17 protein-coding genes and 1 pseudogene are annotated in these 20132 nt (G+C 44.5%); 7 read left to right on the forward strand and 11 right to left on the reverse strand.

Annotated elements, in window-relative coordinates:
• Positions 1 to 544 precede the first annotated feature (544 nt).
• On the forward strand, positions 545 to 673 hold the full coding sequence (locus tag AC4MRV_RS10630; protein ID WP_491187321.1) for a hypothetical protein: 129 nt from the start codon (positions 545 to 547) through the stop codon (positions 671 to 673).
• A gap of 167 nt (positions 674 to 840) precedes the next feature.
• On the opposite strand, the gene AC4MRV_RS10635 is transcribed toward AC4MRV_RS10630, so the two are convergent.
• The gene (locus tag AC4MRV_RS10635) at positions 841 to 2349 is read right to left on the reverse strand and encodes a DUF3360 domain-containing protein (protein WP_491187322.1); all 1509 of its coding nucleotides are present in this window, start codon (positions 2347 to 2349) and stop codon (positions 841 to 843) included.
• Between the two features lie 382 nt (positions 2350 to 2731).
• Here AC4MRV_RS10635 and AC4MRV_RS10640 point away from each other — a divergent pair.
• Positions 2732 to 2866, forward strand: a pseudogene (locus AC4MRV_RS10640) (phenylalanine--tRNA ligase subunit beta-related protein); the annotation flags it as partial.
• A gap of 393 nt (positions 2867 to 3259) precedes the next feature.
• A complete protein-coding gene (locus AC4MRV_RS10645) occupies positions 3260 to 6961 on the forward strand; it encodes an AAA family ATPase (protein WP_491187323.1) in 3702 nt (1233 codons plus the stop codon).
• Here AC4MRV_RS10645 and AC4MRV_RS10650 read toward each other — a convergent pair.
• Positions 6936 to 7394 (reverse strand): hypothetical protein, encoded by a 459-nt coding sequence (locus AC4MRV_RS10650; protein WP_491187324.1) that lies wholly within the window; start codon positions 7392 to 7394, stop codon positions 6936 to 6938. The genes AC4MRV_RS10645 and AC4MRV_RS10650 overlap by 26 nt on opposite strands.
• 36 nt (positions 7395 to 7430) lie before the next feature.
• Positions 7431 to 8771, reverse strand: coding sequence for an MATE family efflux transporter (locus AC4MRV_RS10655; protein ID WP_491187325.1), 1341 nt, complete (start codon positions 8769 to 8771; stop codon positions 7431 to 7433).
• 104 nt (positions 8772 to 8875) lie between these two features.
• On the opposite strand from AC4MRV_RS10655, the gene AC4MRV_RS10660 reads away from it, so the two are divergent.
• Entirely contained in the window at positions 8876 to 9829 is a 954-nt protein-coding gene (locus tag AC4MRV_RS10660; RefSeq protein WP_491187326.1) for a LysR family transcriptional regulator, read from the forward strand.
• A gap of 4 nt (positions 9830 to 9833) precedes the next feature.
• On the opposite strand, the gene pncB is transcribed toward AC4MRV_RS10660, so the two are convergent.
• Positions 9834 to 11087, reverse strand: a complete 1254-nt coding sequence (gene pncB, locus AC4MRV_RS10665; protein WP_491187327.1) for a nicotinate phosphoribosyltransferase — start codon at positions 11085 to 11087, stop codon at positions 9834 to 9836.
• Positions 11088 to 11357: 270 nt separating this feature from the next.
• Here pncB and AC4MRV_RS10670 point away from each other — a divergent pair, with 270 nt between their 5' ends.
• Positions 11358 to 12071 carry an NUDIX hydrolase gene (locus tag AC4MRV_RS10670; protein WP_491187328.1) on the forward strand — a complete coding sequence of 238 codons (714 nt, stop codon included), beginning with the start codon at positions 11358 to 11360 and terminating at the stop codon, positions 12069 to 12071.
• Between the two features lie 22 nt (positions 12072 to 12093).
• The gene (locus AC4MRV_RS10675) at positions 12094 to 12738 is read left to right on the forward strand and encodes an isochorismatase family protein (RefSeq protein ID WP_491187329.1); all 645 of its coding nucleotides are present in this window, start codon (positions 12094 to 12096) and stop codon (positions 12736 to 12738) included.
• Positions 12739 to 12763: 25 nt separating this feature from the next.
• On the opposite strand, the gene AC4MRV_RS10680 is transcribed toward AC4MRV_RS10675, so the two are convergent.
• The gene (locus tag AC4MRV_RS10680; RefSeq protein ID WP_491187330.1) at positions 12764 to 13207 is read right to left on the reverse strand and encodes a hypothetical protein; all 444 of its coding nucleotides are present in this window, start codon (positions 13205 to 13207) and stop codon (positions 12764 to 12766) included.
• Positions 13208 to 13291: 84 nt separating this feature from the next.
• Positions 13292 to 14227 (reverse strand): LysR family transcriptional regulator, encoded by a 936-nt coding sequence (locus tag AC4MRV_RS10685; protein ID WP_491187331.1) that lies wholly within the window; start codon positions 14225 to 14227, stop codon positions 13292 to 13294.
• 123 nt (positions 14228 to 14350) lie between these two features.
• Here AC4MRV_RS10685 and AC4MRV_RS10690 point away from each other — a divergent pair, with 123 nt between their 5' ends.
• Positions 14351 to 15139: a hypothetical protein gene (locus AC4MRV_RS10690; protein WP_491187332.1), complete on the forward strand. Its 789-nt coding sequence runs from the start codon at positions 14351 to 14353 to the stop codon at positions 15137 to 15139.
• Between the two features lie 34 nt (positions 15140 to 15173).
• Here the strand turns inward: AC4MRV_RS10690 and AC4MRV_RS10695 are convergent, their stop codons facing one another.
• The 5 genes from AC4MRV_RS10695 to AC4MRV_RS10715 form a co-directional block, all read right to left on the reverse strand.
• Positions 15174 to 16394, reverse strand: a complete 1221-nt coding sequence (locus AC4MRV_RS10695; RefSeq protein ID WP_491187333.1) for an OmpP1/FadL family transporter — start codon at positions 16392 to 16394, stop codon at positions 15174 to 15176.
• Between the two features lie 210 nt (positions 16395 to 16604).
• Positions 16605 to 17828 carry an HlyD family secretion protein gene (locus AC4MRV_RS10700; RefSeq protein ID WP_491187334.1) on the reverse strand — a complete coding sequence of 408 codons (1224 nt, stop codon included), beginning with the start codon at positions 17826 to 17828 and terminating at the stop codon, positions 16605 to 16607.
• Positions 17822 to 18148 carry an MFS transporter gene (locus AC4MRV_RS10705; protein ID WP_491187335.1) on the reverse strand — a complete coding sequence of 109 codons (327 nt, stop codon included), beginning with the start codon at positions 18146 to 18148 and terminating at the stop codon, positions 17822 to 17824. The genes AC4MRV_RS10700 and AC4MRV_RS10705 overlap by 7 nt, the downstream gene beginning before the upstream one ends.
• Positions 18149 to 18319: 171 nt before the next feature.
• A complete protein-coding gene (locus AC4MRV_RS10710; protein ID WP_491187336.1) occupies positions 18320 to 19138 on the reverse strand; it encodes an SDR family NAD(P)-dependent oxidoreductase in 819 nt (272 codons plus the stop codon).
• Between the two features lie 78 nt (positions 19139 to 19216).
• Positions 19217 to 20005 (reverse strand): helix-turn-helix transcriptional regulator, encoded by a 789-nt coding sequence (locus tag AC4MRV_RS10715; protein ID WP_491187337.1) that lies wholly within the window; start codon positions 20003 to 20005, stop codon positions 19217 to 19219.
• Positions 20006 to 20132: the final 127 nt, after the last annotated feature.

Here is a 20132-nt window from a genome sequence, read left to right on the forward strand (position 1 = left end):
TTAACCAACGTGGTATCTACCAGATTCAAGGGTATGTGTATGCTAAACCCATGCCTTCTGAAGAATTCCTGCAATGGCTCCCGAAGCCTATTATCATCAGAAATCAATCAGAGCGATGATATGGGGTACTTTAAAGTAATATAATCTTCTAACTTATCACCACCGTAGTGAGTATTCAGTTTACAAGAGTTAATAACATCGCCTCGTTCGACTAGAAAATCGCTATCCGCTATATCCATATTATTTCCGACTAAGCACCGCAGTTTTATTCACTTGTAGCCGCGAGTTCATCAAAGTGTACAGTATGAATTGTTAATCTTTCTAAAAGGTCTATTTTAACAACCGCTTTTTATTCATAACTTGCCTTTCGATTCGAAACTCATATTAAGTACTTTGTAGCATAATGAGTAATTAAAAATTAGTCATGAAATAAGGAGTGGACAATTACATGTTACATACCCCATCAGCACTCCTTTGAACATTTTTTGTTACCCAAGATTGAAACTGCTAAATTAGTGGAGAGCATGACAATCAGGATTGAAAAGTGGAACTGAAACTGACAGATGAGCAAGTGCGCACATTATTGTATCTAGTAAAAACAGAGATGGATGGAATTTGTGGTGATTTAGGATACGCTGAGCTTTCAAAAATAAAAATCATCTTGGAGCAATAGTTGTTAGATGCATACTCTGTAGAGGATCCATCTAACTCATAATGGGGCAAAAATGAGCTAGCTGTTCATCTCCTCAGAAACCAAAGGCCTCGTAATAGCGAGGCCTTAGTTTTTACAGGTATAACCGAGAGGTGAAATACCTATTGGCTTTAACTTGCGTCTAACGGTTAGCGAAAGCTTGGAATAATTGCAGGTATCCCTGGCAAAAGGCCAACTAACGCCATCACACTGGTTAGTACCACAAACATAATGCCAGGCAACATCCAGCGGCTCATCTTGCTCAATTCACCGCTACGTTCTTTACAACCGACTAAGCCTAAGTTGTCTAACAGCATAGTGAGCGACCAACCAAATGCAGGGTTTACTAGCGCTGATGAAAATACAACGATTGCGGCCGATTGAGTGGTTTTCCCTTCGCGCGTCATTTCCATGCCAGCTTCTAGCAATGGCACAAATACACCAACGATCAGTGCAACACAAAGTACCGGTTGCCAGATAGCTAGATCCATCGGGTAGCCCCAAATTGCGGCGATGATGCAAAACAGAGCCGTCAGCAAAGCGCCTGCAGGAATAGGGCGTTTAGCTATAGCCGCTGGCACGATGTAAGTCCCCCATGAAGAGGTAAAGTTAGTGCCACCGAGCAAAGAACCAAACGTCTGACGAATAGAAGCTGTGGTCATGGTATCGTCAATGTTCATGTGTACTTTTTCGGTACGTTCCGGGTAGCTGATTTTTTGAAATACTTGATGGCCTAAGAAATCTGGTGACCACATCGCCACGGCTAAAATCGCAAAGGGCAATACCACCATGAAGTGTTCAATTGTCGGTAGGCCGAGCATCCAACCTGTCTCTTCTCCCCACCAATACATCGGGTTCAGATGAGGTAAACCAGGCTCGGTTTGAAAAGAAAACGGTGCGCCCATAGCAAAAGCTAACGAGCCACCCAGTAAGCAACTAAGAGGTACGGCTAGCCAACGTTTACGGAAATGCTCTAACAGCGCATACAAAACAATGGTACAAAAGATCACGATGAAAGCGATGTGACTCATACCAATTCCTTCTGCCCAAGCAAATAGCTTTTTAACTTGAGAAACGGTCCCAACAAAACCTAGGTAGAGCAATAAGCCGCCACACACGCCTTTACTGGTGAGATTGGCCAACATGCTGCCACCTTTGCTGATGGCCAACATTAAGCCAAAAGCACCAATCAGCAAGCCAAAGGCCATTGGGTGTCCGCCAGCGGCGACAACAATAGGAATTAACGGGATAAGTGGACCGTGTGTACCTGCGAGGTTTGCTGTCGGTAATAAAAAACCGGAGAAAAGAATAATGAAAACAGAAGCGATCAGTAATTCATATCGGACGTTTTCTAGAATAAACCCTTCGTTTAGCCCTAGAGCTCCAGCGAAAGTGGCTGCAATCGCACCGACCATCACCACTTTACCAATGGTCGCCGCCATTGCTGGGATGGTGTCTTCAATCTCAAATCGATAATCTTTAAAAGGCAAGTTTGGACGCCAGCGTTTAGGCGACATGATTTGCAGTTCGTGCTCTAGATACTGTTCTCGGGACTCAAACTCCGAGCTTGGTTTGTGTTGTTGTTCATAACTGAGTTCATCCTCATTGGCTTGAGGCTTATCTGTTCTTATATGTGCGGACTCTAAAGTACTGCTCATTTTGATTCCTTTCGTTCACACTCTGAGGTGTGTTGTTCCAACAAACGTAATGTACTCACGGCATGAAGATGTCGCGGAGTAGTGAGTGATAGTCGTTCTTCTACAAAGGATTCGATAAATCTAAAGTAGGGGTAACTTGAGTTATTGTTTAAAAGTGAAGGTGACTGACTAAGAATAGGGTCGAAAACAAGCATGAATATCGTTGGTATTGTTGTAAAAAGCTTGAGGTTCACTGCTAAATATAAAGAACAAATTGCCCTATCAATAAACGAATCATTGAAGTCGCTAGTACCATAAACCAAACTCAAAAAAACAAATAGTCTCAGTGAGTTAGACATTAGTCGTAGAGTTAGGCTGTAAGTATGAAGGTGATAGATAATAAGGTAAGAAGAGCCGAGCAATCGCCCTGACGCTACAGTCAGTTGAGCGTACGCTTGAAGGTGCAGACATTGCTGGTGCGGTTGACGCTATCGTTGCTCACGTCTCTGAGAAGTTTGGTGCGTCACTGGGTGACTAATCACTTCTGATTAGATAGAAAAAGCCCTGCTCAATCAGCAGGTTTTTTTATGTCTACATATTCGAATTCAAGGTTATGTAACCTGGGTGAAAGAGTGTAAACCTTTCTCTTATTTAAATTTAAGTATTGTGACTATGAGCAAAAATTACACTCCTTTCAAAAATTTGTACCATTTAACTAACTTATTAATAAATAAGGTTATTAATATCTAGTGTTTATGAGTTGTTCTTTTTGATATTCAGTCGGCTGATTAGTTATCGCTTTGAAAAGTATTGCTTTTTTTAGATTCAATAATACAAACTAACTATTTTTTAGTTATGACTCGCAAATTGGCGAATGTGATATTTTAGAACTAGCTTATATGTGTTGGTTGGTAAACTAATGGATATAGGTATGAAACTAAACAAAATTTCGCTAGCTCTTGGGCTGGCTAGTGCTGTTGTTCTCACAGGTTGTGGGGGTGGTAGCAGTTCCTCTTCTGACTCAGACTCTTCTGGTAGTAGTACTTACAGCGTAACAGCAATTGATGGCTATCTTAAAGGAGCATTAGTTTGGCTCGATCTCGATGGTGATTTTGTACAAGATGACAATGAACCTTCCGCTACTTCTGGTGCAGGTGGTGTCGCAAATTTAGACGTATCAAACGTCGCCAATCCTGAGAACTACCCTGTGGTAGTTAAAGCGATACCCGGACAAACAGAAGATGAAGATAATGGTCTTGTGACCACTGCTTATGTTATGTCTGCGCCCGCAGGCGAAACAGATATTACTCCTCTTTCTACACTCGTTCACGTGATCCTCGAACAAACCACCGATGATGACTCGACCGAGGAAGAAATCCAAGCAGCAAAAGACGCTGCGGTTGCAGAAGTTGCTGAAGATTTGGGCATTGATGAAGAAGATGTCCTCGGTGATTTCATTGAAGAAGAACTGGATGACGCAGCGTTTGCTGCAGAAACCATCGTTGAGCAGGAGGTACTGCCTAGCGATGAGGAAGATCTGGGGGATGCAGCCGATGGCACGGACGACACATTATTAGAATCGGCGGATAGCCTTTCTTCCTCGATTAAAGAAGTTAATGACAGTAACCCTGAAAACTATGACACCATTGATGTAGACACTGATACTGACAGTGATGGTGTTCCTGATTTACTTGATGCTTTCCCTAATGATGCGTCAGAGCAGTATGACCTAGACGACGATGGAATAGGTGATAATGCCGATACTGACGATGACGATGATACCTATGCAGATACTGTGGACGTATTCCCAACCGATGGTAGTGAGTGGGCAGATGCGGACAAGGATAACATTGGTGATAACGCCGACTTAGATGATGATAACGATGGTGTTGCCGATACGGATGATGAGTATCCGAACGATGATACGCGAGCGGGTGACACGGATGGCGATGGTGTTGATGACCTATATGATGAATTCCCGAATGATCCTGAACTAGTAGGGGACTCTGATGGCGACGGTGTTGACAGTGCAACAGACCAATACCCAGGAGATCCAACGCGCGCCGGTGATAGTGATGGTGATGGCGTCGATGACTTAGATGATGAGTTCCCAGATGATAACACCCAAGCGGGTGATGCAGATGGTGATGGGGTCGACGGTTTACAAGATGCCTTCCCAGGCGATCCGAATGAATCGGTTGATACTGATGGTGACGGTATCGGTAACAACGCGGACGATGATGATGATGGAGATGGCGTTATTGATTCACTCGATACGGCGCCTCTAGATGATAAGGCCGGTGCAACCGATAACGCTAAAGCCTCCAGCGCATTATATGGTGAAAACTATGCGTTTATTTTCGATGCGGATATCGAAGATAACGAAGTGTTCTTAGAAACCATGGAGATCGACAACGGTATTGCGAACTTGGTCAGCATTGCTGAGGTAAATAGCTTTGGTATGTTTGAGTTCGAGCTGGGAGAAGACAGTGATGTTGTGCTTACTTCCACCGGCTGGACGGAGCTAGATGGCCAGTACAGTTTAGATTTCTCTGGTGGTAGTGACATCATTGCCTACGCGACAAACTATCCTGAGATTGTAAGCTACTCGGTATCAGCAGTACTGACCGATCTTGAAGGTACTGTTGTATCTACTCTACTAACAGACGAAGAAGTTTGGGATCAATTCGAAGATAGTACTCTAGCGTTTGCAAACGGCGCGTTTATGATCGAAGCCGTGTTAACGCCTGAAGAGGACCTATATCGACTCTATGATGGTGATTCTGCTTGGGTCTTCAAAGGTGACGGTGGAGCATCTGATGGTGAGGCAACCAGTTTAGATGAACTTATCGTAATGACCTCTGTTGGGGAGCAAGTTAGTACTGGAGACTTCGTAGGTGCACACCTATCTGGTGGAGATGGAATGGCTGCGGCGGTAGAGTTACTAGAAGACAACACGGCCAACTTCTACACCATGGATTGGGAGAACATTGATCCAGAAACCTTTGATACTTACGCAACTCGAGTCGCGACAGGTACATGGTCAGATGGAGGCGTGACTTCTGTAGAGCTTATTGAAGTTACAGTACCTCAGGAAGCACTTACAGCTTGGGGTGACATGTGGGATGAAGATAGCACGACTGTACTCTTCACGGTTTACGATGGCGTAGTTGTTCGAGGAAGTGTAGAGAAAGCGGGTGTTGCTCTTGAAGAAGACGATCTTGTCTTTATCAGCGAAACAGCTAAAGACGATATCTTCGATGCGATTAAACTACCATTCGGCATGTGTCATGCACAGGATGTAGAGTCTGGTGCGACACTATCGGATTACGAACTAGCGATTGCCGCTTGTGGTGGTATTGAAAAAGCAATCACAAGTGAAATGGTGGTTGGTAATACGTTCCAACGCTTCAGAAACGATGATTCATCTCGTCAATACACCTTTGCGGAAGGCGGTGTTGTTTACGTCGGTAAAGACGGTACTTATTCGTTCGATGCAACTTGGGCGATTGACGGTAGCTACCTAGTGATGACATTTGAAGATGGCAATGTGTGGACATGGGCGCTTGTAGGAATTGATACGGTCACAGAAGGAAGCGGCGAAGTTGAAGCTAAAGTGGTAACAGAAGAAACCACTTGGTCGGTGAAACACTTCGAGCAATACACCGATGATGCTGGAGTCGCTGTTAGCGCTATTTGGTCTGAAACCTTTGATCTGATTGACCAAGCGGTATGTCCATTTGCCGAAATGGAGACAGGCGCGACTCAAGAGGACTTCAACACTGCGATCTCTGACTATGAAGCATGTACCAATACGGTCGTATCTGCGTCGGCATCTGATGTAGAAGGTAAGACATTACTTCGTACCAACAGTCGTGGTGAGATGAGAGCCAAAGTCTACAATGGTGATGGTTCAGGATCTTCATATCGCAACGGTGTTTACAATGGCGACTTTGCTTGGACAATTGTTGACGGGAACAAAGTTCAAACCACGGACCCTAATGATACCAGCATCGTGTACGAGCAATATGCCATTATTCAACGCGACGGTGATGAATATGTAATGGCTGAGTTTTACCCTGACGATGGTGAATTTGGTGTTGATGAATACGTGGATGGCTCGATGTACGGAGTGTTCGAGTGCGAAACGGGCAACACAGAATGGGATGATGTCAACGATGTACCACTTACCACTGCATCATTCGCTGAGTACCTAGAAGCGATTGACGAATGTAAGTCAGATCTCGCTGAAGAAGTTTGGTTCAGCGAAGAATTCTTCGACAGAGACGATCGTCAGATTGTGATCTCTCAAACTGGAGTGGATGCTGACGAAGAGTATACCTTCAATAGTGATGGTACAGGTTTCTACACTGACTTAAGTGAAGAGCCTGCGGTTGACTATGACTTCACATGGGCAATTGATAGTGAGAACAAACTGTTGGTTGTAACTATTACTGCTGATACCGTCACCGCGATCGACTATTTGGCGATTGTAGGTACAGACGGCACCAAGCTTTCTATTAAAGCGTTATCTAAAGCTAATGATGAAGGTTGGCCAGGTATCGGAGAAAGCGATGAGGGTGACATGTGGAGCCATGTTTATACTCTCACTCAGAAGTTTCCTGAGCAGTAATACCTATGCTGTTAAATCGTAAGTGAGGATCTTTATCCTCACTTTGATACCAAGAAGCTGGCATTGCGTTTTGCAAGCCAGCTTTTTTTACTGCTTGTAATTCGGCTTTGCTAATGACCATGTAGCCAAGTAAGCAATCGAGAAGGCGAGACATAGTGCTAGGCGTGAGTTCACCATCTCGCCAGTATCGTTTTATCTCACCAACGATGACGTTAAGTGGCACGATGGGCTCAAGGGTTGAATCTTTTACATTTTCGCACTGAGCAGAACGAGGCGCACTCTGCCGCGCATATTCCCAGTCTGGTTTACCTTGCTTCGTAATATAACCATGCTTAAAACAGTAATAACTAAATAGAAATCTTTCGATTTGATGCCAACGCTCAGCTTTTACTTCTAGATAGATATGTTCAAATTCGAGTTCTAAATCTGTCATGGTTTTGCCCGCAGTTGTGTGTCGCGAGTGTATCGTTTAGCTCACTGCCATCGCAAGCGAATCTGTGTTTCTTTGCTTTCGAATTGCAAATAGAAGCTGAACAAGCAGTAACACACCAGTTACTCCTAATCCAATACCAATACCACCCCAGATGCCAGCTAATTCAAACCTTGGCATTAATAACCATGCCGCTGGTAGTCCAAATGCCCAGTAGCCGATCGCCGTCATAATCGTCGGACCCATGACAATCTTCATACCGCGCAAGAGATTAATGGCCAGTAGTTGCCATGCATCAACCACGAATGACAGTGCGACCACCCAAAGAACCATAGTCAGTAAGTGGGTTAGGTCTGCGTCGAGGTTAAAGATTCCAGCAATAAGCTCTGGCCATAACATAAAGCCACCTGCCAAAACGACACTCAGTAGTGTAGTAATACCAAAACTGCGCAACGCAGTGCGTTTGATACCATCGTAGTTTTCAGCGCCGAAGTCTTGGCCGACTAAAATAGCGGCAGCTTGGGAAAAACCAAAATTGATATTCCAAGTGAAGCTTAAGCATTGCAGCAAAATTTGGTGTAGGGCGAGTGCTGCAATGCTGATTGTGCCAGCCATTAAGGTACCACCGTAAATAAGCCCGTGTTCAAGTAACGCTGCCAATGCGATGGGTAAGCCCATCGCCAAAAGTGGTGTTAAAAGCGACCATGAGTATTCTTCACGATTCAGCCAAGGAGCAAAGGACGCATATTCAGGACGTTTAAACACCCATGCTGCATAACCTAGCATTACAATGGTTGCCGCCAATGCTGTCCCTGCCCCAAGTCCTGCCAAACCGAGCCCTAAAGGAAAGGCTAACGCATAGCTAATTGGTACGTTTAGGAAAACCGTTAACAGCGACATCACCATAATAGAGCGTACATTACCAAATGCACTGGTTAAGCCACGCAGCACTAGCAATAACAAAGAAGGCAGCATTGCCCATTTCAAAGTATCGACGTATTGCATCGCAGGCTCTGCGAGCTCGCTAGGTTGATTCGCTAATGCAAGTAACTGAGGCACAAAAGCAAAACTGATGGTTAAGATTACCGTGAGTACCACAGATAGCAGTACGGCACCTTTTACCGCAAGGCGAATTTGTTGATTACCAAATTCTGGGCGCGCGATTCGTTGCCCGTAAGCGATAGCGATTAAGTTAGCCACACAGCCAACAGTGCTACCTGCGATGATGAAAACAAATGAGTAAACAGAAGCCCCCAAGCCACCCGCGGCGATAGCAGATACACTCAAACGCGACATCATCCAAACATCAGTAAGAACCAATGCCATTGATATCATTTGCGAGATTATCAGCGGAATAGCGAGTGTGAGAATTTTTTTCATTGTGAGCCTCGTGATCAGTATCACATAAAGGTACGGAGATTCCCGCTGGTGTTCAAATGACATTTATGCCAATCTGGCATGATTTAAAATCATGGGAGATGACAATGCGACCTTATGTGAACCTTCCATATTCACACAATACTTTAAAGGTGTTTGAAGCAGTAGCACGACTGATGAGTTTTACTGTTGCTGCTGACGAGCTCAATGTGACTCAAAGTGCGGTGAGCCGTCAGATCAAGCAGCTTGAAACTGAGCTTGGTGTTAGCTTAGTAATCCGCAAGCATCGTACAATTGAATTGACGATTGAGGGTAAAGATCTATATGAGGTTCTGCGCCAGAGTTACCATAACCTAGACTCATTAATTGCTCAGTGGAAAGCTCCGAGCAAAAAGCGAATCGTTATCAAAAGTGCCTTGAGTTATGCAACGCGTGTGTTGCTACCAAATGTAGCGATGTTGAACGAAAAGTACCCCGAGCATGAAATCGTCATCATACCTTCAATTGATGAAGATCCAGTGTTAGAAGATGAAGATTGCGATTTGCTGATCCTCAACACGCGCAAAAAAGAGCGTTATATAAATCGGAAGGGTATTACGTTTTTGCGCGCAGAGTATATGGCTCCTGTATATACAGAGCTGCTGTCTAGTAGCAATATCAAAATTGAAGATGTGCTGACACTACCTCATCTTCATGCCACATTAGACCATCGCGACTGGAAGCTGTGGCTTTCCAATGCAGATTTACGCGGGAAAAAACTCGGCCGAGATACCGTATTTTTTAGTTTAGATCTGGCGTTAAGCGCATGTTTGTCTGGGCAAGGGGTGACAGTGACAGACTTGCTACTTGTACTGCCTGAGCTCAAACGACAGTTCTTAAAATGCCCAGAGCAAATAGCGCTACAACACAGTGATTGGCAATATTTTTGCTATCAAAACAGCCACACACCTATCGCGAATGAAATTTTGCAGTGGTTAATTGAGCAGACTCACTCGGAAGTGAGCCAGCTACAGAGTCTTTGTCAGAAGTTTTCTTGGAGCACGCAAGATGTTGAGTGGTAAGCCGTTAGCTTGCTTTATCAAAATTAGGGATTAAGCCAAAGCTACGTTTTAAGTCAGTGAGAAACGACTCATCTTCACACATGGCTTTTTCCGGTTCATCGCTTATTTTAGCGACGGCTTTGCCATTGCATTCAGCCATTTTGACCACCATGGAAAGTGGACGATAGTGAACGCCATCTTTTTGCCACTCTCCCATATCATTGGCAAGGAAAGTACCAATACCAAAGCTCACATTGGCTCTGCCAGCAAAGTACTCGCAGATTTCTAAGGCAGTATCAAAATTAAGCCCATCAGTGAAGATTAGGATCTTTGACTTTGGATCAATACCTAGAGACTCATAGTGGGCGATGATCTTGTCTCCCCACTCAAAAGGGCTGCCAGAGTCATGCCTAACGCCAGCGTAAGCCGTCGCTCGTTCAAAGGTGAAATCATTCAAAAAGGCATCGATACCTATGGTGTCGGTTAGAGCAATGCCGAGTTTACCTTCAAACGCTTGATGCCAAACATCAAGGGCCACCTGTTGTGAACTCGCTGGATTGACGAGTTGTTGGTGTGCCATAAACCATTCGTGAGCTACCGTACCAATTGGGGTTAAGCCCAACTTCTTCGCTAAATAATAGTTACTTGTACCCGTCATCAACTCTGGTGCATTTTGGTGCAAGTAATCCACCACATCATGTTGTACTTGAGCGCTAAAACGACGTCGACTGCCCATTTCCGAGAACTGGAAACTATCAATATTACGACGTTCTAATTCCGCTTTGAGCTTTGTTATTTTTGACTTGAGAACAGTTTCAAATTGAGAGTAAGGAATATCATTCCAGCGATGGCGATTTCGAACTTCTGAGATGATGCTCATAACCAACGTTTCATAAAGAATCGTTTCATGCCAGATACCAGAGATTGATACTTGTAGCTGCTGCCCGCCATTATGGGACGCGTGGTTGACCAAGACTTGTTTCGTTGGCTGGAATCGAAAGGTTTCTAGGTAGCTAAGAAAGGTATCCGATAGGTAAGGAGCCTGCTGTGATAGGTAATGGACTTCTTGTTGGGTGAATTGGCAATCAGCGAGTTTTCCAATTTCTTTTTCTACGTCAGTTTTTAAATCCGATAAGTCTTCGTCAGAACGAACGATAAGCTCATAACGAACCTTTGTGTCTGGATAATGCGTAAATGCAGCCTGCATCATATTGATCTTGTAAACATCGAGATCAAGAGCGCTTTGGATGATGCAGTTATTGAAAAGTTTGGCAGCCATTCAGCCATCCTATCGGTAGTCAGAGACAGAAAGTTGATTGAACTTTAAATAACCGATAGTGGTTTGTCAAATTGTGTTACTAACATGGTTTGCTATTCATGTTGAGATAAGATGGTGGTGATGCTTAGTTATCAATAGATTAAACTATTTGGGCTCACTAAAAGGAGGGTGAGTTCAATTTAATAGTTATGAACGATTGGTTACTTTCTATTTTAAATTTTGTATGTCGGTGGTAATGTATCGAGCAATAAAGGAGTTAGGGTAATTTCGATGATCGTAACGATAGACATGATCTGCCTTAGAGTTGGTGAGCAAGGACTAGAAGTACTACTTATCAAACGAAAGGATCAAACTCGGCCTCAAGCAGGAATGTGGTCAATACCTGGAGGTTTCGTGTTTGAGCAAGACTTAACCTCACAGGGAGGACAAGCGGCGGATCAAGATTTTGATGCCGCACGAAGACGTATCTGTCGCCAAAAAATTCATACTTACCCTCATTACATTAGCGAACCTATGGTGGATGGTAATCCCAAACGCGACCCAGAAGGGTGGAGTGTTACCATTGCACACTATGCGTTACTCAATCGCACTAATGTTGAACAAATCGAGCAAAGTGGCCTTTGCGCTGAGCATTTGCGTTGGTTTTGTTTAGAGAGTGTGTTGCAAGATGCGATTGAGTTGGCATTCGATCATGCTGACCTCATCAAGCTTGCGTGGAAAAAACTGCGCGCCGCGGTTGAGTATACGTCTGTTGCGCTTTTTGCGCTTGATAAAGAGTTTCTTGTCTCTGACATCATCTCGGCTTATGCCAAATTTGGAGTTGATGTGAACCGAATGACAGTTAAACGACGCTTGATTGAAACGGGTGTCATCGTGAGTGCCAACAAGATGGCTTCAACCAATAAAGGAAAGGGTGGTAAGCCTGCGCAAGTATACTGTTTGAGCGACAACAGCGTGACCTATTTTCAGACTTGCCTGCGTTAACCGAGATGGAGTGTTTATTTCAATGAAAACTGTACAAATTGAACGAGCAAAAACAGCATCGGTTGATGTTGATCCTCAAAAGGGCTTCAGCGAGCTTTGTCCGAATGAGTTACCTGTCGCGGGAGCGCTAGATATTGTAGAAGAGCTGGTTGCTAATCACAGCAAGGCGAGCATCAAGCTGGTGTCGCGTGACATGCACCCTCCAGGCGCAGCGTGGGAAGCGGAAACTCCCGCTCACATGTTAGAGCCCGTCGGTTTGCCAGAAGTGGATATCAAGTGGAACCCACACTGTGTGGTGGGTACATCGGGCGTAGAGTTATTGCCTGGTTTGCCAGCGATTCGCGATTATGACTTCCAAATGAACAAAGGCATCGACCCAGACGCTCATCCCTACGGCGCTTTCTATCATGATCAAGCCGATACCTTATCGACTGGTGGGATAGAGTTTCTACATTCAAAAGGAATAGATACCGTGATTGTGGGTGGTTTGGCGTTAGATTTCTGCGTTAAAAAATCCGTTGAGCAGCTGGTGGATGCAGGTTTTAAAGTGATCCTCAATCTAGCCTCGACACGTGCGGTGTTTCCAGAGAATGCTGATACTGTGGCACAGGCGTTAGCTGAAAAGGGTGTTGTTTTAGTCGAGAGTTCAGAATCGCTAATCGTATAATTTCTTTCAATAGCAGAAATGGAGCCTAAATGGCTCCATTTTTGTTTACTTTTAACGGCTTAGAATGTTGTCTTCGTTCAAACCAGTAACCAAGTGTGTAGGTACAAATGGTAATGTCGGTAACGACGAAAGGGATAAACTCGGCATTGAGGTGAGCGGTTTCTGGGTTAAATAAGTTGGAACAATAGAGGTAGATCATAAACAGCTTCTCTAAAAATGAGTAAAGCATAATTGGAGCTTGCCATTGTTCAATAAACGCCGATAGGGTGATGAAAAAGCCCATAAGCCCTACCATTATTCCCCAATGTCGAATCAAAAACAGATAGTCTGAATGGTAGGCGAGGTTGTTCATATCTTTGAGTGCGGTTTCGGGATTGATGGCGTAAATCCCCGCATACATAGTGACCAAGCCCCCGATAATTAAGAAGGGCCTTAGATACTTGGTAAAAAACGACTTGGTAAAAAACATAGGACGCTCTGGTTGAAGATGACTGTTAATAGAGTAATCAAAGCGATAGTCCATTCATGCAGTAATAATTACCGCATTCACGGTTCAAACCTCGGTTAGTAGTCGTTTTATGAGGCTATCTTTGACGATATCGCAGCAAAACTGATATAGGGGGTGATGGTGGTTTCTTTGTGAATAGTAAATCGCGTGGCTCATTGACTCTGGAATGAAGGTGTCTAACCACTGAGGTTGAAGACAAGCAAGTTCGCCGTCACACATTGAGGCAGATAAATTCTCGGTAACCGCTAAGAGATCTGAATGTAGGCATAGACTCGAAAGGACAGACATGCTCGCAGCTCGATATTGGAAGTTAAAAAAACCAGAGGGGTGGCGTTCTAGGACTGCATTTAGCTCAGTGAGGCCAGGAACTAAGATCCCGCCAGTTGTATAGTCATTGAACCTCTCTTGCTGACAACCTTCGGTGATCCATGGATGATTTTTACGCGCGACGATCATTGCTCTGCTGGAGGTTAAAGGTACAGCGCGAATCGATTTAGGTGTTTGGATAGGGTAGAAGTTAAGCCCAATCTGAATGTCACCCGTGTCAATTTTCTCTAACGTTTTTTCATTCCAGTTCGTGATATTCAGCTTCGCATTTGGTAAGTGTTCAAAAACCACAGTACTGGTAAGCTCTGTGGCTATGGATTCCATAAAAACACTCGACACAGCGATGTTGAGCTGCCCAGAAAATGATGTTGGATCAGAAAAATCTGCATCGGAGACTTTACTATCGAGAAGAGAAATCTGCTGTGCAAGCCCGCGCCCAATAGTGTCTGCCTTATACGTGGCCTCAAGCTGATTGCCTGATACATAGAAAAGTGGGTCGCCAGTGTGGTGACGTAATTTGCTGAGCGTTTGGCTTACCGCTGATTGACTGATGCCGAGCGCACTGGCGGCTTTGGATGTGCTCTTGTATTTGTATATGGCATCAAAAACGCGCAAATAGTTAAGGTTCAGTCGCTCCGAGTAGGGCTGATGCATGTTGTAAACCTCATAATCAGTAGTGTTCAGCTATTAGCGTTACTAATAGCCTCAATAAGTGGCTTGAACGTGGTGAAATGCATAATCTCGTCAGCATCAAAACAACGAATTGCTGGTGAAAACATGACTTCATTACAACCAATCGTGAAAGCCCTGGTTGCTTCTCTCGTATTACTTCCAATGGCAGGGGTTGCATCTGCCGAGTATCATGACGCTGACCCAAGAAACAGCAGCATGAGAGCTGCTGTATTTTCTGATGATGAGGGTGAACTTAAGCTCTTAGCTGGTGGTGGTTTTTCCGGACTAACCAGTGATATCTCGCAAACTGTTGGTTTCGGTGAGTACTACACTCAGTCAAATAACGCACGTATTCGAGCTGCACATTTCGACCAGTTTGGTGGCGTCTACCTTGATGTCTACCACTTGGACGAAACCGCCAACATGTACACCACTGGCTATATGCTGCCATTAGCGAGTAGTGATGGAACCTTGTTTTTCCCTTCTTTGAACTATACCTATGTAGATTTCAAAACCGACAGCCTAGCCGATGCACTGAACTCTCGTTTGTCTCTCAACGGCTCGTTACCTCAAGTGACCAGTCAGCATATCGATATGCTGTTAGATGGAAATGAAGCGCACCTTGGTTCCGTTAATATGTATGCGCTGCACCCATGGAATGAGACTCACTTTTCGGTTTTCAACGTTAATCTAGGCTCGTCTTACAGTGGTGTTGAGATGCAAGTGGCGAACATCATGTGGCTACAAGGGATCAAAACCAAAGTTGCTGATAAGGATTTCAATATCATGTTTGAGCTTAAATATGACGTGATAAGTGTGCAAAACGATAGTCAGAACATTGATGAGAACTCTGAAGAAGTCACTGCTTCGATTGGTATCGACTATCGCTTCTAGGTAATGTTCACCCACTAGGTACGAGCGCTAACAACTAAAAGGTAACGTTAGCGCCGATAAAGTGGATATTGCCACTGAACGTTCCGGATATTTGTGCCAGGGGCTCTCGTTCAATGTCCATTTCGCCAAAGTCCGCATATTCATAAAAGAGGTCGATCCGGCTCTTTTTCCAATAAGTGCTTGCGCCAAGGGAATAGCGATACTGCTCTCCGACAGGTAGGTCAACCCATTGCTTAGTAGGGTCATCTTGTGGTGAGGTTTCATAGGAAAAGCCGGCTTTAAGCGCCCAATCTGCATTGAGTTGATAGTCTGTACCGATAGCAAACTTCCAAACATCTTGCCAATCCCTATCGATTGCTTGGGGGACTCCGAGGACTTCCAATTGATTGAGTGTGTCGTTGTAAACTGGTGTTTCGTTAAATTCGCTCCAGCGGTGGTATTGTATCGATGCTAATAAATCGATCTCGGAAGTGATTGAATAGCTACCGCTTAGGTCGATAATTGTCGGTACGACTAATTCTGTACCCACTTCAAACGGCGTACTAGTCGGTAGGCTAATTGTTGGTCCTAGGTTAGCCGCTTGAATGGTTTGAGCGTCAACATCAAACTCATGAACCAGCTTAGAGCGATAGCTGACGCCGAGAGCCCAATTTTGTTCTTGATACATAGCGCCGAAGTTATATCCGTATGCCCAATCACTTCCCATTTCAGTTTCAAAGCTTGAGGTACTGACTTCAATCAGACCGTAATTAACTTGCGCGCCAAAACCGAAAGAGAAGTGCTCGGTGATGGCAAAACTGACGTTGGGATTAAATTGCATAGCACTCATGAAGGCTCGATCTAAGTGATTGGCCGCGTCCCAGTTTGTGCCATATTCAATCGAAGAGCCCCCAACGGCGCCAAAGTTAAGGCCAAGGTGAACTTCTTCGTTTAGCTGCATTACGTGAAAAATGCCGATAGAAGGCATGATGGTTTGGGCATCTGCATTTCCTGTGTGCTCACCAGTATCTGAGGATGGCGATTCGTCGTAGTAGTCCATTTGAAGGTTGAACAGCAGGGTGTTGATGGTAGTCAGTTGTTCTCCCATATGGGACATGGTTGCGGGATTGGTCCAGTTGGCAGTGGCGGTTTGCGTATACACGCCGTCACCGGCACCTCCAGTACCAGCGTTAGCCGTTACGGCTTCTTGTAAAAGCAGACCACTGGAATGTGCCCATGGCGAGCACAACAGCATTGCGAGAGCGGTTTTTTTCATGGTTTGTTCTTTCGTTTGGGTAGAGATGATTGGGAATATAAGAAACAGGCGGTGAGGTGTAATCGGTAAAACTACTGCACACCGCCAAACTGGTCAGGGATTTAGATCAGTAGTAGATCACGAGCAAGAAAAGAGAGAGTAAGATAACTTGGACCTTTGAACGGTGTATGGAATCTAACTCATTCAGTAGCAGTGTAAGCATAGTGTCTCCTACATGGTGTAGATGTAGTAAATCTGGGCTTTCATTCGGATAATGATGCCGCGAATTACGTTGAGGAAATTCAAAAATGGGATAGGTTTTTCTGCATTAACCCAAGCGAGCCCTACCGCGCCAACGGGGATGTCGTAACCCTCTGGCTCGTGGATTTTTAGCCTCACAAAATGGTGCTTATTAAGAACGTTTTTACCCGTTGTTGAGCGTACATTGACTTCTCTAGCCAGCAGCGAACCCTGAGACTCACCTGTTGCTTCAACAATGCCTTCCACTGTTGCCGCGAACACTTTTCCTGGATAAATTGCAGAAGCAAACTCGGCTTCTTGGCCAACTTTTATATTGCGAAACGCTTGGTGATTAATACGCATCATCACAAACTTTTCATTACTGAACATTTTTAGTCTTGGTGCGGTACCAATGAACTGGCCTTCACGGATTATAAAGTTCGTTACGTAACCATCGGTGGGCGCGTAGACTTTGGTTTGCGACAAGTCCCATTCAGCTTGCTCTCTAGCAGCAAGCTTATTTTTATAGTCTGCTTCTTTACTCAACACTGTAAGTAGTGATTTATCGAATAAGTTTTTCGACTTGTTTGCTGTGATTAACGCTTTGTCAGATTGAGATTGCAAAATAGCGAGCTGACTCTTAGCGACGGCTACGAGCGTTTTTTGCTGATCAAGGCTGCTCTCCGTTACTGTATTTTTGACTTTAGAGTTTTGGTCTAAGTAGCGTTTCAGGGTACGTTGTTTAAGTCGGAAGTCTTGTTGCGCTGCCGATATCTGGTTGGCAATGATTTCAATATCTTCAAGTGCGGCTTGGTAGTTAGTTTTCGCAATCGCGACATCTTGCTCTGCTGATTTCAACGCGGTACGGGCAACCGAAAGTTGAGCCTCGGCTTTGCTCAGAGAAATAACATACGGTTGGTTGTCTAACTCATACACCAGCTGACCTTGTTTGATCTGCTGGTTAGGTGAAATATGAAGCTTGTCGATAATCCCTGTGACTCGTGTTGAGCCAGGGCGCAGTTGAACGTGTGGAGATTGAACAACAGAGCCACCGGAGAGATCCATTGGCGCCCAAGTAATCAAACCTACCCAGACAAACAGGAGCCAAATAGTGCCGCCCCCATAGGCGAACATCTTAAAAGGTTTAGTCCACGGAATACCGATTAAGCGCAGGAGGTAGATAATAAGAGCCCATATAGCTAACCCTTCTAACATGATGCTTTTCCTTCTGCTGGGTTTGGTGATGTTTCTCCCCATACTTTGCGTATGTGGAGAATGATTTTTTCAAGGTCGGAAAAGGCGATAATAATGGCGACGACCCAGACCCAAGACCAGATAAATCCTATCCAAGTCAGCATAGTGACAAGGGCAATCTGGCCATGTTTCTGCTTATTTGCATGGTGGATCGGAAGCTCATGAAGTTTCCAAAATCCATATAAGGCTCCGATAATGGTGCCAACGAGGACAACAGCAGAGACGATATGGAGACCAGTATCAAACCCTGTATCGACAAACGGCATGGTGATTAAGCTCATAACAGTTCCTAAAAAAGTGAATTGTGTTGGAGCAAAATGGTAGAAATTTACAGCGAGGGAATAAGCAGTAAAAATACCGCACTCATCGAGGAATGTAACAAAGTTTGAAGTTAGTGATAGCAAAGAGGAAAGCGAAGTGGCACCTGAACCAGCGCCACTTAATGTTTTGTTTTACTGTTTATCGATCAATTTGATGAACAGTTTCCCCATTAAACGTTCTCCGAATACGCGCTGTGCCAAATACATAAGCTTTGCGTCTAGTGTACTTCGATAGCTGAGTCTAGGAGAGATAACCGTTCCTGCTTTGATTAAGGTATCTACGGTAGAGAGAGTGGACGAACCTGAACGGTACGCACCCTCTAAAAAGACATGAGATTTGTCGACGATGTCGGTGTACTCAGGTAGGGCGGTGGTACGCTTCATGTCGCTAAGCTGCAAGGCATCAAACTCGGTTTGAACACACCCAGGCTCAACCATGACGACTTGGATATTGAACTTTGCAACTTCTTGAGCGAGAGATTTAATCATGCCATTGAGAGCATGCTTACTGGCTGAATACCATCCGTTCATGCTGGTGGATACTCGTGCAGCGATCGATGTGGTAAAGACGATTCGCCCGTAACCTTGATTGCGTAGATGAGGGAGAACCGATCGGCAAATGCGTGCAGCGCCATAGACATTGGTATCGAACTGCTGAGCCACCTTTTCAATGGGCGTCTCTTCAATGGGACCGGCAATAGCGAAACCTGCGTTAGCATAGACAATGTCGATAGATTGTACTTGCTCCAACATAAGCAGCACGATCGCATCAATATCTTCCTGACAACAGACGTCCACTTGATGAGCCTTTGCTCCGAGCTCTACCAGCGGTTGCAATCGGTCTACTCGTCGGGCCCCACAATAGACGGTATTCCCCTCACTCAACAGCTTTTTACACAGGTCAAAGCCGATGCCTGACGATGCCCCCAAGACCAAAATGTTTTTTTTCATACTCGTACTCGCATGAGATTAAATTACTCACATGGTATGAAGGCGTGTTGAGAACCTATAGAGTAAAAACTACTGCATTTAGCGATCGGTTGACTCAATACCCAAGCCATTTCTAAGGGCAAACTGAACCAGCTCGGTATGATTATCGAGGTCGAGAATATCGAGCATTCTATATTTGTGGGACTCGATAGTTCTTGGGCTTAGGAACAACTTCTCTGCGCATTGCTTGGCGGTATAACCTTGGGCCAAAAGGGTCAAGACTGTGCACTGCTTTTTACTGAGCAGCAGCAGCTTTTCACTTTCATCAACATGGTTGTCAGTGGCTAAACTCAGGTTACGAGTCATGGTTGAATGTTGCCAAAAACAGAGCCACATGTCGCACAGCAGTTTAATTCGTTTTATATCGAGATCGGTAAGTGGAGGGTGATCGAGGCTAAAGCGAGAAAATGCAAGCGCTCCCCATGTTTGGCCGAATAGTTCCAATCTAACAATTCCATGCCAGCGTGCCCCTTCTCGATACAACTCTTTAATGGGATCCAATTTATGCGTTTTAAGATCATCACTTTCAAAGATTTGCCAAGGCTGTTTTGAACGTAAAATCTTAAGATAGTCTTTGTAGTTTCCTTTAACAAAGCGCTGTTTATCCAAGTCAGGAATGCCCTCTTTGGAAACGGAGACGGTTTTTCCGTCGTTGAGTAAGATCATTGAGTTAGGAAAGAGAGTCAATCGGTCCAGCTTGAACCAATCTAATGCTTGTAACGCAAGCTCAATGAAGTTAATACCAAATTCATTGGGTTTACTCGCCGTTAGGATATTCGATTGATGCATTAAAAGTGCTTCAAAGTTTTCTGGCATTTCTTTGATCATTGTCTTTCCCAAAGTTAGAGCAACAGCCGTGCAGTAAAATTAGTGTTTTGACCCTTCCTTTGTCAACGCGTAATAAACCACAAAGGGTCAATCAAAAATACCGTAAAACTACTCGATCTATCTAAAT

Source organism: Vibrio sp. (genome assembly GCF_984391705.1).